This window comes from Streptomyces beihaiensis, assembly GCF_026274175.1.
In the GTDB taxonomy this organism is placed as follows: domain Bacteria; phylum Actinomycetota; class Actinomycetes; order Streptomycetales; family Streptomycetaceae; genus Streptomyces; species Streptomyces beihaiensis.
This window is the reverse complement of record NZ_JAPHNL010000057.1, coordinates 60,606-74,400: the sequence shown is the minus strand read 5'-3', so window position 1 is coordinate 74,400 and position 13,795 is coordinate 60,606. Positions and strand designations below refer to the sequence as shown.

General features: G+C 70.3%; 13 protein-coding genes and 1 pseudogene. 2 read left to right on the top strand and 12 right to left on the bottom strand.

Going from position 1 to position 13,795, the window contains the following annotated elements; genetic code table 11:
- Positions 1-508: 508 nt before the first annotated feature.
- The 5 genes from OFY01_RS07695 to OFY01_RS07675 form a co-directional block, all read right to left on the bottom strand.
- Complete coding sequence (locus OFY01_RS07695) at positions 509-964, bottom strand: hypothetical protein (RefSeq protein ID WP_266597617.1); 456 nt, start codon at positions 962-964, stop codon at positions 509-511.
- A 152-nt stretch (positions 965-1,116) separates the two neighbouring features.
- Positions 1,117-1,542 carry a hypothetical protein gene (locus OFY01_RS07690; protein ID WP_266597616.1) on the bottom strand — a complete coding sequence of 142 codons (426 nt, stop codon included), beginning with the start codon at positions 1,540-1,542 and terminating at the stop codon, positions 1,117-1,119.
- Positions 1,539-3,692, bottom strand: a complete 2,154-nt coding sequence (locus OFY01_RS07685; protein WP_266597615.1) for a hypothetical protein — start codon at positions 3,690-3,692, stop codon at positions 1,539-1,541. Before OFY01_RS07685 ends, OFY01_RS07690 begins: the two co-directional genes overlap by 4 nt.
- Positions 3,689-5,575, bottom strand: a complete 1,887-nt coding sequence (locus tag OFY01_RS07680; RefSeq protein ID WP_266597614.1) for a hypothetical protein — start codon at positions 5,573-5,575, stop codon at positions 3,689-3,691. The genes OFY01_RS07685 and OFY01_RS07680 overlap by 4 nt, the downstream gene beginning before the upstream one ends.
- Positions 5,572-7,104 (bottom strand): integrase, encoded by a 1,533-nt coding sequence (locus tag OFY01_RS07675; RefSeq protein ID WP_266597612.1) that lies wholly within the window; start codon positions 7,102-7,104, stop codon positions 5,572-5,574. The genes OFY01_RS07680 and OFY01_RS07675 overlap by 4 nt, the downstream gene beginning before the upstream one ends.
- 44 nt (positions 7,105-7,148) lie before the next feature.
- On the opposite strand from OFY01_RS07675, the gene OFY01_RS07670 reads away from it, so the two are divergent.
- On the top strand, positions 7,149-7,319 hold the full coding sequence (locus tag OFY01_RS07670) for a hypothetical protein (RefSeq protein WP_266597610.1): 171 nt from the start codon (positions 7,149-7,151) through the stop codon (positions 7,317-7,319).
- 151 nt (positions 7,320-7,470) lie between these two features.
- Here OFY01_RS07670 and OFY01_RS07665 read toward each other — a convergent pair whose 3' ends face one another.
- The 5 genes and pseudogenes from OFY01_RS07665 to OFY01_RS07645 form a co-directional block, all read right to left on the bottom strand.
- A complete protein-coding gene (locus OFY01_RS07665) occupies positions 7,471-8,637 on the bottom strand; it encodes an AAA family ATPase (protein ID WP_407700296.1) in 1,167 nt (388 codons plus the stop codon).
- A gap of 160 nt (positions 8,638-8,797) precedes the next feature.
- Positions 8,798-9,706, bottom strand: a complete 909-nt coding sequence (locus tag OFY01_RS07660) for a glycosyltransferase family 2 protein (RefSeq protein WP_266597607.1) — start codon at positions 9,704-9,706, stop codon at positions 8,798-8,800.
- 226 nt (positions 9,707-9,932) lie between these two features.
- Positions 9,933-10,469, bottom strand: a complete 537-nt coding sequence (locus OFY01_RS07655; protein WP_266597629.1) for an MOSC domain-containing protein — start codon at positions 10,467-10,469, stop codon at positions 9,933-9,935.
- Positions 10,470-10,544: 75 nt separating this feature from the next.
- Positions 10,545-10,865 (bottom strand): annotated as a pseudogene (locus OFY01_RS07650) (MazG-like family protein); the annotation flags it as partial.
- A gap of 11 nt (positions 10,866-10,876) precedes the next feature.
- Positions 10,877-11,485, bottom strand: coding sequence for a DoxX family protein (locus OFY01_RS07645; RefSeq protein ID WP_266597605.1), 609 nt, complete (start codon positions 11,483-11,485; stop codon positions 10,877-10,879).
- Between the two features lie 79 nt (positions 11,486-11,564).
- Between OFY01_RS07645 and OFY01_RS07640 the strand changes: the two genes are divergently transcribed.
- Positions 11,565-11,888 (top strand): nuclear transport factor 2-like protein, encoded by a 324-nt coding sequence (locus OFY01_RS07640; RefSeq protein ID WP_266597603.1) that lies wholly within the window; start codon positions 11,565-11,567, stop codon positions 11,886-11,888.
- A gap of 116 nt (positions 11,889-12,004) precedes the next feature.
- Here OFY01_RS07640 and OFY01_RS07635 read toward each other — a convergent pair whose 3' ends face one another.
- Together OFY01_RS07635 and OFY01_RS07630 are read right to left on the bottom strand one after the other, a co-directional pair.
- Complete coding sequence (locus tag OFY01_RS07635) at positions 12,005-12,919, bottom strand: PhzF family phenazine biosynthesis protein (RefSeq protein WP_266597627.1); 915 nt, start codon at positions 12,917-12,919, stop codon at positions 12,005-12,007.
- Between the two features lie 98 nt (positions 12,920-13,017).
- The gene (locus tag OFY01_RS07630; protein WP_266597601.1) at positions 13,018-13,785 is read right to left on the bottom strand and encodes an SDR family oxidoreductase; all 768 of its coding nucleotides are present in this window, start codon (positions 13,783-13,785) and stop codon (positions 13,018-13,020) included.
- Between the last annotated feature and the right edge of the window lie 10 nt (positions 13,786-13,795).

Below are 13,795 nucleotides of genomic sequence, written 5' to 3'. Positions count from 1 at the left end.
GGGGGTGGTTCTCCTGTCGTGCCCTCTCAGGCTAACCCGGCGAAGCGGAACGTCTCACCTAAGGCTGACAGAGAGGGAAGCGCCTTGACGATCGGGGCGCGTGCGTCCGCTCCGTAACCGCCATATTCCGAAGTTGCTCGAACGCCTTCACGACTTGCCTCATTCCGGGAACCGTGTGGAGGCCGACCTCATCGCTGTACGGAGTCTTTTCTGAAACGTTGGAAGAGCTCGACGCAGCTGGCCGGTCGCACTTCACCGGTGAGTAGTCCTAGCCAGACATCGCCGAGATCGTCCGCCAACTCCTGGGGGAGGGGCGGGAGGTCGACCCCGAGGGCCTGGCCCAGGTCTCGCCGTGCCTGACCAAGTACATCAAACGGTTCGGTTCTCTCGCCGGCTTGCCTCTGTTGCTGATCGCCTTCATCGGGGGTCAATGCGATGGGGCGGGAACCGGTTCACCGGTCCCCGCCCCATCGTGGAAGCGCCCTTGGAGAGAGATCGAGTCGTCCGCTCACTCCTCGGCGAGGACTGTGCGGAAACTGGCGAGCAGCTTCTCCAGTTCATCGACCTTATCGGCGAGATCGGCAAGCTTGGCGTCCTTGGCCTTCTCGGCCTGCACCGCGTCCGAGGTGTTCAGTCGGCGGAGAGCCGACTCGGCATCCGCCGTGCTGCTGCCGTTGCGGACCGCCGCGACGACGGCGCCTGCCTCGCTACCCACCTTGTAGAGGACGACGCTCTGGTGCTGGTTGTTGGGAAGGTCAAACGGAAGATGACCGACGCCGATGTCTGCGAGCTTGTCGTGAATGCTGGTGAGGACGCGGACGCCGAGGCGGCCATAGCCGTCGATGTCACGAAGCGCCCACATGGCGACCCGGAGGACACCTCCGTTGGCCTTGATGGCCTTGTCAAGGTCGGCCCAGGTAGAAAACTCAGGGGACTCGGGCTCAAAGTCGTCAGGGCGGGTCATGATTCCTCCAGGGGGCTGCCGTGGTTTCGATACGACGACCATAGGATAATTTCATGATGGCAGTCAAGGGAGATTTTTCATGAGACGGCAGTTGCACTCATCCTTCGCTCGCCTCTCAACGATGCCAAGCCGCTGGGATAGTTGACGATGTCTCAGTGTGCAGGGCGTCGGCTCGGCGCTTGGGAGATGGAGCGGACGTTCCCCAGCAGGTCATCCCGCTCGGCGGTAGCGCGGTCGAGCGCCGTGGAGAGTTCGTTGATGACCTGTGTGTAGAAGTCGGTCAGCTCCTGCCGCTCGGCGTCGGCAGCCTTGAGCCGGGCGTTGGCATCCTCCAGCTCACTGATTCTCTTCTTCAGTTCCGCGACCGGGGGCGAGTCTCCGGCGAGGGCGCGGGCTCTGGCCTGGAACTGCTCGGCGAGGTCGCGGTGCTTGTGGGTTAGCAGCCACCGTTTGACGTCGGCTTCTGCGGCGAGCTGGACCACGGTCAGTTCCCCGGTGGATCGCAGAGGGGTGCCTTCCAGGAGCCGGTCGGCGGCGGCCCGGATCGCGTCGCGCGTGGAGTCGGCGGCGGCCGTCATGGCGCCTCCGGCCGGGTGCGGTCGTGGTCGTCGACGATCTGAGTGAGCCGGGCGAGTTCGTGGCGTTCGCGCTCCCGGCGGGGGCCGGGGCTGAGTGGGTCGTCCACAAGTCCTTCCAGCTCGGCGACCTGGTCGCGGAGAACGGCGATGTCGCGGTCGGTGCGGGCGATGTTCTGGCATCCGGGCTGGCAGTCGGTCAGGTCCGGTGTCCGACGGATGTTCTCGCCGCTGCCGAGGCGGCATTTGGCCTTGGCGGGGTCGAAGACGCAGGTCATGCCCTTCCCTTTGTGGATCTGCAAGGCGGGGTTGTCGAGGAGGTCGCGGGCCTGCCGGGTGCTGGTGAGTACGCGTCCGGCGAACTGCCGGGACACCTGATGGACGCGCTGGGTGTAGGTGGGGGCGGCCGGGCCGCTGACGTGCTCGCCCTCGCGGAGTCGGTGCTCGGCGTCGGTGAGCTGTTCCAGCGTCAGCAGCCAGGTCTCGAAGGCGTGCTCGTCGGGAAAGCCGGAGGCGTAAGTCCCGCTGTAACCGAGAGTTACTCCGAGACGGACGTGGTCGTACTGAATGGCGCCCGCGACCAGGCCGCGGGGGCGTCGAACGATGTGCCAGGCGAGGGTCCTTCGAAAGCGGACCGGGTAGATCTTGCGGCCGCTGGGGTCGGGCGGGATCCGCTCGTCGCGTCCGGTGTTCGCGCAGTAGGTGTCGACCCAGCTGATGAACCGGTCGATGTGGGTGGCGAGGACTTGGGTGGTGCGGGCCTTGCCGAGCCTGCCTCGGGCCAGTGCGTCGGCGATCCGGGTGTCGAAGAGCGTGGTGGGAAACAGTAGGTCCCGCTCGTGCAGCCGTTCCAATACGGACACGGCATCGGCGACCTGCCTGACCACCACCCAGGGGTCGGTGCGTTCTTCGCCCTCGGGCTTCTTGCCGCCGTACTCGTCGGTGGCGCCCTTCCATTTGCGGCCGTGCATCAGCCACAAGCCGGCGGTGGCGTCGTGGCGGACGCATCCGCGACGCAGGGCGAGAGCCTCCCCGGGGCGAGCGCCGGACAGGTAAGCGATCACGACGAAGCAGGCGGTCGACAGGTGCCGGACCAGCTGTTCGGCTTCGCCGAAGGCGATCAGGTGCTGCCGCCAGAGGCTGCCGTCGAGGCGGGCCGTGACCGGGGCACTCAGGTAGGCGGCATCGGCGATGGGCAGTCCGCTGGTGTCCAGGGCCGCCGCGTTCGCTCGGCGGCCCAACCAGTGGGTGGGGCAGTTGAGCAGACGGGCGAGGTGCTGACGGTCGAGGACGGGAGCCCCGTCGGGACCAGGCTTGCCGGGCAGTTCCCTGCCGTCATGGGTCATGTTCCGCAGGAGAGTCCGCAGATCGGCGTGGAACTGCTCGGGAGTACGGGGGTCGTGGTGACCGCCGTGGCGGTGCCGGGCAGTGAAACTGCGGGCAGACAGCGTCGCGTACTCGTCGCGGACGGCGATGATGTCGTCGGCGAAGTCCTCGACGAATCGCAGGGACCACAGCAGCAGCCGGTCGACGGTGCTCGGCGGAATGCGCGGGGTGCGGTTCTCCCCGCGGCGCCGTTTGCGTCCGAGCAGAGCGTCGCTGTCCTCTCCCCGCCAGGGCGGGGTTGCCGGTAGCCGGTCTCCGGCCGGGAGTCTCTCGCGCCAGGCCCACAGGCGGCGGACGGCGGTGATCCGGTCGCCGAGGGCGTCCCTGGACAGACCGCTGTCGAGCAGGTCGGACAGATATCTGTCGAGGTCGGCGGGACCGACACTGGGCAGCGTGGTGATGCCGCGGACGTCGAGCCAGACCAGGAAGGAGGCCAGCGAGGGGAACCCGCTCACGACGGTGCGGACGGCCAAGCGGGTGCTGGAGAACCGTCGCAGAGCGGGCGGATCGGGGCAGTTCAGCAGCTGCCACACGTAGTTCTTGGCGGTCGGCCGTAGCGCCGCGGGGATGGGAGCGAAGTTCAGGCTGGTCGCCGCGACGTGTTCCTCGAAGAGGGCCGGGGTCAGCTCCCACCGGTCGTCGCCGAACACCGATAGGACGGCGGAGTCCGTGCCGGGCCTGATGGGACGGTTGAGCAGGACCGGGGTTCCGGCGTGGGGCTGGCCGTCGGCTGTGGCCAGGACTGTGGGGGCATACTCGATGGTCATGAGTGGTCCAGCTCTCGGGCGAGGAAGCGCTCGACCAGGCGGCGGTCAGCGGGGGTGGGCTGCTCGCGGGCGCGGGTGACGGCAGCCGGAGGGTGCCGGGAGATCAGCTCGGCCAGTTGCGCGTGCGGAAGAGCGAACCGCTGGGCCCACCGGGCCGGCGGCGTCTCGGCGCGGTGGGCCTCCAGACCGTCCAGGACCAGGATCTGCACCGGCAGATGCCGGGGCGTCGCGCGGGCGCACGGACACTCCAGGCAGCGCATGAACGAGGCCCGGCAGGGCTGGCCCGGCGGGGAGTGCGGCCCACCGTGGTGGTCGGTGCAGGCCCCGAGTACGGTGTCCAGCTCGCCGGAGAGCATCTGCTTCAAGACCGCGGAGTCCATCCCGTGGCGGGCGGCGACGGTTTCAGGATGCTCCCGGGCGAGTTCGACCTCGTCCGCGGTCAAGACCGGCATCAGGGCGCTGGCCTTGGCCCGGGAGACCTGCTCCTCCAGGGCGCGGGAGACGACCTGCTGGTAGGCGCCGATGTTGCCGCGATCCCGTCCGAGGTACTCATTGACCAGGACTTCGTCAGTGTGCGCGATGGCCTGCTGGCGCTGTTCCAGGACGGTCATCCGCAGCCGGGGCAGGCTCACCTCCCCGCCGCGGGGCAGGGCGGCGACTGGCGAGGAGACGGAGCCGAGTCCGGCGCGGTGGCTCCAGTCGGCGATCGCCGTGCCGAGTGTTCCGGGACTGAGAGGCCGACCGGTGCGGAAACCCTTGCGCTGGCGGACGGCCATGAGCCGGTCGGTGCCGGTGATGCGCCGCACCGGTTCGGTCAGTTCGCGTACGAGCAGAAAGACGCCGAGCGGGGTGTGCAGTTCATCGCGCGCGCTGACGGGCTGTCCGGGCCCCTCATCGTCCTCGCCGGTACTGAGCCAGTCGGGCAGGTCCGCCAGCACAACGGGCATGTGGCTGCGGTGACCACGGCGGGGCTTGACCAGCTCCACGATGGCATTCGGAGTGCCGCCCGCGCCGCCGTCCGGGCGGTGGACCGCGGCCGGTGCGTCGATGATGGTGCTGCCGTTCTGGCCGGTCAGCCCGGCCAGCAGGACGACGAACGGCATGGCATCGCACCAGGTGAGGTGGACCATGGCAATCAGATCGCCGACGCTCCAGCGTTTCGCGAGGTCATGGGGCAGATAGCGGTAGCCGTTGCGGCAGAGCCTGCGGGGAACATCACCAGCGGTCTCGACATGGTCCAGTGCCTGTCCGAGCTGCCACCGGTCCGGTTCTCTCCCGGAGTCGACGGCTCCGCACCGCCACTGGTCGAGCAGCTGCCGGTGTTCCCGGATGCGGGCGGCCGTGGCGCGGGCCTCACGGCGGGCCGCCGCCATGATGAGCCGGAACTCCTCGGGACGGTAGCTGGGGACCTTGGGCGAGCGGTCGCGGACGATCCCGCCGCCCCGGAGAGCCACGGTGAAGGCGTCGCTGACCCCGGTCACGGCCCGCAGCGTCCGCTTGACGCCGTTGACGCGCTGCGCAAGCGTGCGCTGTCCGGCGTACTTGGCGCGGTAGCCCTCCAAATGCCCCGGCCGCAGCTCAGCCGGACCCGAAGGCGGCGACGGCAGGGTGGACAGGTACTCGGTGAAGGTCCGCAGCCCGTAGTAGCAGCCATTGGCGGAGCTGATGCTCTTGCAGGTGCCCGACGGGCCGGTGCGTCGGTCGAACGCCTCGGCCAGAGCGACCTGCAGGGCCCGGGCAACCGGCATCACGGTGAAGTCGAAGTCCTTGCTCGTGCACCCATCCTCGCTGATGACCCGGACCGTGCACCGTCCCTCATCCAGCAGCACCCGGGCCGGGGCCTGGTAGCCGGCCATCGGCAGCGCGGCCGGCCGCCCCCTCACCGCAACCCCTCGCGAGCGAGTACCGGTCCGGCGGCCAGCGGATCGGCGGCCACCTTGGGATGCTGCCGCCAGACCTCGTCGAGGAGAGCGGCGACCGGGAGACCGACCGTCTGCTCCAGCAGCAGCTCGACGTCCAGGTGCCGGAACGGCTCCAAGTACACGTCCATCGTCGTGGTGACGCTGCGATGACCGAGCATCGTCTGCACCAGCTGCCAGGTGTCGCCGAACTGCACCCGGAAGTCGCGCAGTTCCTCGCCCTCCAGGTGCCCGAACCGCGCGTCGTAGAGCAGCTTGCCCACCGAATACCAGCGCAGGGCGAAAGAGTGGCGGAGCCGATGGGCCGAGCACGCGAACCCGTCCAGCCCGAGCTCGGTGATCCGGTCGTTGGCCGCGGTGAAGGTGTGCTGCCAGCCATGCGGGGCGCGCGGAAGCCCGTCCTCGTTCAGCCAGACCGCCAGTGGCTCCAGCCCGTACTCGCCTTCACGGAACAGACGCATCCGGGCCTGCGGGTCCAAAACGTCCAGCGACACCGAACTTACCGCCCCGGAGGCATCCCGCACGCTCAGCCTCCGGTTCGCGAAGACCTTCTCGACCACGAGCATCCCAGGCACCCGGGTGTACCGGCCCTGCCGCTGAGCGCGGCGGACCGCTCGGGCGCGCGAACCCTCGGTGTAGGACAAGACCCCCACCAGGGCCGGCCGAGGCAGCCAGTAGCGGCGGCCCAGACCGCCCTTGGCGCAGGCGTCCGCCAGCCAGCGCGTGGTGAAGGCGCGATCCGGATCGTCGCTCGGCAGCTCGATGTCCAGCACGCTGGCCCACTCGCTCAGCCGCAGGCCGGTCTCGAACAGCCCGTCGGCGAACGCGGCGTCTCGTTGCTCGCCCCTCCCGCGCCAGCGCGGATCCTCCAGCCCATCCAGGGCGAAGCCCTTGAGCCCGAGGTCGCGCCAGCGGCGGTAGCCGGCCGGGGTGAACCACCTCACGTCCCGGCTGCGGATTCCGACCGGACCGGCCGCGATCTCCTCCACCGACCCGCGCGGAGCCGATGCACGGACCTCCCGCATCTCCACCGGACTGACCACCCCGTGGTGACGCGCGGCCCAGCCGTAGAAGACGTTCAGCGTCACCAGGTCGCCCTTGAGCGTCCCGGCCGCCACCCTCCTTGGGTTGGCCGGGTCCGCCATCCGCCAGAACTTGAACGCCTCCACATCGGCGGGTACCGCCTGCTGCCATCCCCGGCCCCGCACCGTCAGGAAGTTCAGCCACAGCCCGAGCGCGTACGCGTACTTGCGCCACGTATCACGGTCCCGCACCGTCATCGGATACGAGGTGAAGAACCCGTTCACCCGCCCGTCCGGCCTGCCGTCCGGACCGATCAGGAACGGCTGCCCCGGCCGACGGCCGTGCGTACGCAGCAACTCGCGCAGTCGTGCCGCGAACTTCCTCGCCAGCGGGTCAGGGAACGACGGCCAGCGACGTTCGGGATCGGAGAAGCACACCCGCCATCCCCGCGAAACACCCTCGGTGATCACCGCGACAACGTAGCGTCAGGCCCCCGCTCGGCTTGCAACACGACATGCGACAACACCCGAACTGGGTAGAGAAGTTCGGCGAGTACAGCACCCACGAACTCGGCATCGAGCCCGAGGCGTACGACCCGAAACTCGACGTCGATTTCGCTCCCCTGCGCGAACAAGATGGGGCACCCCAAGATCTGACCACTGTCGGCTTCGGCCGGGCCGCCTGAATGTCGAAGAATCCGCTATGTCCGCCACCGTACGCACGGTCGGGCTATGCCCGTGGCCTTGCCGCGTGCGTCGCCAGGGCCGCGGACGTCACTATGGCGGCTGCGCCGGCCACCCAGAGAAGCGGCAGCCATGTCTGGATCGATGCGATGGTCAGGTGCAGCCGGTAGACGGCCGGCATGACCAGCGCCAGTGGCATGGTGGTGCCCAGAACGCTGATGCGGCGTACCCGAACCGGATCAGCAGCGGGAACTGAATCGCGATGTTGACGGCGAACAGCGTCCAGGACAGAGGCAGCATCGTCACCAGGGTGCGACCGCCGAGCTGTACGCCCTCGGCCCGCGCCAGGAGAATGGCCAGCGCCGTACCTGCGGTGACGGTCGCAATAATGCCTGCCGGCGCCCAGGCGTAGTGCCCGAGCAGCACCGTGCGGCGAGGCAAAGGCAGGACGGCGTACAGCGTCTCCAGGCCCGCCTTGTCGGCGACCACGAAGGGGTGTACGGCGATCAACGGGGCGAGCAGCAGCGCGAGTGCCGGTACGAGACCGACGGGGCTGCGGGCGAGCACCAGGCCCATCAGGCCGAACACCAGCAGGCCCTGGGTCCGGTACGGCGCGACGGTACGCAGGTGCAGCACGGACGTACGGGCGACGGCGCTCATGCGATCGCCCCGCGCCGGCCGTTCCGCTTTGTTACCGGCTTCATCGGCCGAGATCCGATGTGGATGGCGATCTCCGCCAGGGTGGGCGCCTCGACGAGGAACCCCGCCGAGAAGGTCGGCTTCCTCGGTGCGAACGAGAGCTTCCGCCCCGGCCGGCGTCCGCCTCACGTCGATCAGCCCGACGCCGATGAGGCCGCTCAGGTCCTCCGGGGCGCCCCGCACGGCCCGGTAGGCGTCCAGGATCTCGTCCTTGGGGCCGGTCCGGACGATGCAGCCGCCATGTATGAGCGTCACGTAGTCGCCGATGCGGTCCAGATCGGAGGTGATGTGCGTGGAGAACAGAACGCTGTGTCTCTCGTCGAGCAGGAAGTTTCCGATGATGCCGACAAGCTCGTCCCGGGCGACGGGGTCCAGGCCACTGGTCGGCTCGTCGAAGACGAGCAGCCGCGCCCGGTGCGACAGCGCTACGGTGATCATGAGCTTCATCGCCATGCCGCGGGACAGGTCCTTGACCTTCGCCCGCAGATCCAGGCCGAACTCCGCGAGCAACTGCCGGTAACGCGCGCTGCCCCGACGGTCGTAGAAGGGACGCAGTGTCCGTTCGACCTCGGACAGCCGCCAGTCGTCCACAAGGTAGGTATGGTCGAGCACCACTCCGATGTCCTGGCGCAGGGCGACTGGGCCGACGTTCTCGCACAGGTTCTTGATGCGAGCGCGGAGCGACAGGTGACTGACGACGCCGGTTCCGGATGACTATGGCGCTGCGGCTACTCTCCCCGGCGTACAGCCCCACTCGTCTTCCGCCCCGCCCGGGGCCGGGTCAGATCAGCGGCGGGCGCCCCAGCCGCGTCATCCGCCACACCGTCCGCCACCGCATCGGCCGGCGTTCGCCCGCCGGGGCGCGTACGCCCTCCGCGAAGCCGCCCGCCCATGCCCGCAGGCCGTCGAGCGAACGGGTGCGGGCGAGTGTGAGCAGGGTCCACGTCGTCAGGTAGAGGGGGACGAGCGGGGCGGGCAGGCGGCGGCGGGCCAGCCAGACGCGGTTGCGGGCGGTCATCCGGTAGTACACCGCGTGCCGTGCCGGGGAGGTCTTCGGGTGCTGGAGCAGGAGGGACGGCTCGTACAGGACCTTCCAGCCCGCGTCGAGCGCCCGCCACGCGAGATCCGTCTCCTCGTGCGTGAAGAAGAAGTCCGCCGGCCAGTCGCCGGTCTCGGCGAGCATCGGCATCGAGAAGGCGTGGGCGCCGCCGAGGAACGCCGTGACGAGCCCCCGCCGCATCGGATCCTTCGCACGCAGGCGCGGCACGTGGCGGCGCTGCGTCTCGCCGTGCTCGTCCGCGATGCGGAAGCCGACGATGCCGAGACGGGCGTCGGAGGCGTACAGACGCTGGACCGTGGCGAAGACGTCCGTGCCCACCAGGAGGCCGTCGTCGTCCAGCTCCACCGCCACATCGACGTCGCCGAATTCGCGCAGCCGGGCCAGCGCCACGTTGCGGCCGCCCGGACAGCCGAGGTTGTCGTCGAGCTCGACCGTCACGACGTCGAACGGGTAACCGGTGTACGCGGGCAGCACCGTGCCGTTGCCGACCAGGACGACGCGGGTCGGCGCCACGTGCTGCGCCGCCACCGAGTCCAGGAGCGCCTCCACCTCCTTGGGACGGTTGCCCATGGTGACGACGGCCACGCCGATACGGGGTAGCGGTTCAGCGGTGGGGCTCCTGTCGGTCATGGCGGCGATGGTAGCCGTTCACCATCACGCCGCCGTCGAGGTGGGGCCTTTCGTCTTCGCCTACGGGCGCCGGCCGGTCCGCGCCGCCCACTGCTCCGCGACGACCGCGACCAGGTCGACGACCGGGTCCTTCACCTCGGAGTACGTTCCCGGGCGCAGAACTCGCGGCCCGCCGCCGCCCACGCGGGGTCGTGCGCGACGACGAGCGGCTTCCTGACCTCGGGCATCAGACGCGTTCCAGCGGCACGTGCGGCCCGTCCGGCAGCTTCACGTGGATCGTGTCGCCGGGGCGGACCACGCCGCCCTCCCGTACGACACTCATGACCCCGGCCCTGCGGACGACTTCGCCGGTCTCCGGGTCGTGGCCGACGACCTGCTTGAGGAGGCCGTCCTGGAAGGCGTCGATCTGGAGGCACGGGTTGCGCAGGCCCGTGATCTCCAGGAGGGCGCCGCCCTCGCCCAGGCGCAGGAGGGTGCCGGTGGGCAGGGCGAGCAGGTCGATGCCGCGCGTGGTGATGTTCTCGCCGAGGTCGCCGGGGCGCACGGCGTGGCCGTGCCCGGCCACCTCGTCGAACAACTCCTCGTGGATGAGGTGGACCTGGCGGAGGTTCGGCTGGGTGGGGTCCTGGGCGACCCGTGAACGGTGCTGGACCGTCACCCCGGCGTGTGTGTCCCCCTCGACACCGAGCCCGGCCAGCAGGGTGATGCTGTCACGGGGGTGCTTGGTGAAGGTGTGCTCGCTGTTGCTGCTGACGGTGGTGATGACGGCCGTGGAGACCTGGGCGCCATCCTGCCGTTCCGTGGAGTCCTGCGGCTGCCCAGTGGAATCCAGCGGCTTCAGGGAGCGCTCCGCCACCTTCGCCACGTGGGCCGTCAACGTCCCGCGCACGTCCGGCGTGAGCGTGCCGAGCGCGACGAGGGCCGTGAGAGCCACGTCGCACAGCTCCGACTCGACGTCCTTCCAGGTGTGGCTGACGCCCTTGCGCGGGTTCTGCCCGCTCGCCCCGATCACCGCCTCGGCGACCTCGCCCACCTCCTCCGACAGCTTCAACATACGCAGAAGGAGGGCTTCCTTGGGCGTCTGCCGGTTGGTGGAGTCCAGCCACCGCCGCAGGCGGTCGACGGTGTTCCAGAGGTTGTTCTCGTCGTCGGTCGTCACGAGCGACGAGCCTACTCGGCGTCCTCGGACCCCTTCGTCCGCTTCGCACGTGACCCGACGACCGCCAGGGCCGCCGTGCCCGCCCCGACGAGGGCCGCGGGCACCATCCAGTGCCGGTTGAACGTGTGCCCGAGCGCATGGTCGAGCGAGAGGCGTCCGGGGCCGGCCACGGCGAGGCCCGCCGCCACGAAGCCGAGGAACGCCGGGTACTCGTAGCCACCGCCCTGCGCGAAGAAGCCGTTCGGGGCGTGCACGGCGGCCGCACCGGCCATCGTCCCGGCCGCGGCCGCCCCGCCGACCGGGGTGGCGAGGCCGAGGGCGAGCAGCGCCCCGCCGCCCGCCTCGCCGAGCCCCGCGGCGAGCGCGCTGGCCTTGGCCGGGGTGTACCCCATGGCCTCCATCCCGGCGGACGTGCCGGACAGGCCGCCCCCGCCGAACCAGCCGAGCAACTTCTGCGCGCCGTGCGCCGCGAGCAGCCCACCCGTGCCCAGGCGCAGCGCGAGCAGCCCCAGGTCGGCGCGGGTGCGGTGCGAGGAGTGGGGGGAGCGGGAGGGGCCGGAGGCGAAGGAGGTGAGAGAGGGGCGGCAAGGCCGGTTCGCGCGCGTACGTGTACAGGTCATGAGCCCACCGTAAGCAGAGCGGCGGCAGGGCGCAGGCGCTCCGGTGGCGGGGCGGGGAGCCCGGTGCGAGCCTGGCGGCATGTCCATTCAGACCGACAAGCTCAGCGATCCGGCGGTGCGCGCCTTCGTCACGGCGCTCAACGCCCATGACAGGACCGCCTTCGATGCCGCCCTCACGCCCGACGCGACCATGTCGGACGACGGCAGCGACCGCGACCTCGGCGAGTGGGTCGACCGCGAGATCTTCGACTCCAACGGCCACATGGAGATCGAGAAGGAGTCCGCGGGCGGCCGCGCCCTCGTCGCGAACTACCGCAACGACACCTGGGGCGAGATGCGCACCCGCTGGTCGTTCGAGGTGGCGGACGGCAAGGTCACCCGCTTCGAGACGGGCCAGGCCTGACGGGCCGCCTCGCGACCTGCCCCTCGTGACCTGCCCCTCGTGACCTGCTCCTCGTGACCTGCCCCTCGCGACCTGCTTCTCGTGACCTGTCCCTCGCGATCTGCCGGTCACGGAAGCTATGGGATCGGCACCGCGGCGCCGCTGACCCGTACGCGCGCGTCGCCCTCCCGCAGTGTCACCGTCAGCTCGCCCGGACGGCCCATGTCGTCGCCCTGGTGGAGCGTGAGCCGCGCGGCCGCCGGAACCTGGCCGAGCTCGCGCAGATACGCGCCGAACGCCGCGGCCGCCGCGCCCGTCGCCGGGTCCTCGACCACGCCGCCGACCGGGAACGGGTCACGCACGTGGAACGTCGTGCCTCCCGACTCCGGCTCGCGCCACACCAGTTGGACCGTCGTCAGATCGAGCCTGTGCATCAGCGAGGCGAGCCGCTCGAAGTCGTACGACAGGTCGGCGAGTCGCTGCCGGGTGGCCGCGGCCAGGACGAGGTGGCGGGCGCCCGCGTAGGCGATGCGCGGCGGCAGCGACGGGTCGAGGTCGGCGGCGGGCCAGTCGAGCGCGGCGAGCGCCTCGGCGAGATCCTCCGCGCGTACGTCCTCGATCGTCGGCTCGACGCTGGTCAGCGTCGCACGCAGCACGCCCTCGGCGTCGTCCACGCTGACCGGCACCACGCCCGCCGCCGTGTGGAAGACGAACTCGCCCGTGCCCTGCCGCTCGGCGAGCGCCACCGCCGTGGCGACGGTGGCGTGGCCGCAGAAGGAGACCTCGGCCTTGGGGCTGAAGTAGCGCAGGCTGTAGGTCCGTTGACTGTCACTCTCCCCCTTGCCGTGGCCGTGGCCGTTGCGGTCGTCGGCGCTGCCGGTTCCTGGCGCGGGCGTCACGAAGGCCGACTCGCTGTAGCCCACGTCGGCGGCGATGGCGAGCATCGCGTCGTCGCTCAGGCCGGAGGCGTCGAGAACGACGCCGGCGGGGTTGCCGCCGGCGGGCGTTGCGGCGAAGGCGGTGTATCGCAGGACGTCGGTCACGTCGGTCATGCCGGTCACGTTCGCCGCTTCGGCCGCTTCGGTGACGTCGCTCACTTCGGTCGCCTCCGGTGCGTCTGTCGCGTCAGTCATGTCGATCATGATGCCGGTCAACCGCGCCCGATGTAAGGCATGTTCGTGGCCAGTACCGTGGCGAACTGGACGTTGGCCTCCAGTGGAAGCTCGGCCATGTGCCGCACGGTGCGCGCCACGTCCGCCACGTCCATCACGGGCTCCGCGACGACCTCCCCGTTGGCCTGTAGCGCGCCGGTCTGCATGCCCTGTGTCATGTCGGTCGCCGCGTTGCCGATGTCGATCTGACCGCAGGCGATCCGGTACGGACGCCCGTCCAGGGAGAGGGACTTGGTGAGCCCGGTCAGCGCGTGCTTGGTGGTCGTGTACGCGATGGAGCGCGGGCGCGGGGTGTGCGCGGAGATGGAGCCGTTGTTGATGATGCGCCCGCCCTGCGGATCCTGCTCCTTCATCTGCCGGAACGCGGCCTGCGCGCACAGGAACGCGCCGTTGAGGTTGGTGTCGACCACGTGCCGCCACGCGTCGTACGACAGTTCCTCGACCGGTACGCCGCCGGGCCCGAAGGTCCCCGCGTTGTTGAAGAGCAGGTCGAGCCGGCCGAACCGCTCGCGCGCGGCGCCGAACAACGCGGCCACGTCGTCGGGGCTCGACACGTCCGCGCGGACGGCGAGCGCGTCGCCGCCGGGGGCGAGCCCCGCCGTCTCCTCCAGCGTCTCGGTCCGCCGCCCGGCCAGCGCGACCCGCCATCCGGCGCGCAGCAGTTCCAGGGCCACGGCTCGGCCGATGCCGCTTCCGGCACCGGTGACCACGGCGGTTCTCGTCGTCACGGTTCGCTGATCGTCCATGAGAGCGCAG

What these genes read in the sequence shown, in the direction of transcription:
- OFY01_RS07695 (WP_266597617.1), bottom strand. Translation starts at nt 964, where the DNA reads ATGACCCGCCCTGACGACTTTGAGCCCGAGTCCCCTGAGTTTTCTACC.
- OFY01_RS07690 (WP_266597616.1), bottom strand. Translation starts at nt 1,542, where the DNA reads ATGACGGCCGCCGCCGACTCCACGCGCGACGCGATCCGGGCCGCCGCC.
- OFY01_RS07685 (WP_266597615.1), bottom strand. Translation starts at nt 3,692, where the DNA reads ATGACCATCGAGTATGCCCCCACAGTCCTGGCCACAGCCGACGGCCAG.
- OFY01_RS07670 (WP_266597610.1), top strand. Translation starts at nt 7,149, where the DNA reads ATGCGACAACACCCGAACTGGGTAGAGAAGTTCGGCGAGTACAGCACC.
- OFY01_RS07660 (WP_266597607.1), bottom strand. Translation starts at nt 9,706, where the DNA reads ATGACCGACAGGAGCCCCACCGCTGAACCGCTACCCCGTATCGGCGTG.
- OFY01_RS07645 (WP_266597605.1), bottom strand. Translation starts at nt 11,485, where the DNA reads ATGACCTGTACACGTACGCGCGCGAACCGGCCTTGCCGCCCCTCTCTC.
- OFY01_RS07640 (WP_266597603.1), top strand. Translation starts at nt 11,565, where the DNA reads ATGTCCATTCAGACCGACAAGCTCAGCGATCCGGCGGTGCGCGCCTTC.
- OFY01_RS07635 (WP_266597627.1), bottom strand. Translation starts at nt 12,919, where the DNA reads ATGACCGACGTGACCGACGTCCTGCGATACACCGCCTTCGCCGCAACG.
- OFY01_RS07630 (WP_266597601.1), bottom strand. Translation starts at nt 13,785, where the DNA reads ATGGACGATCAGCGAACCGTGACGACGAGAACCGCCGTGGTCACCGGT.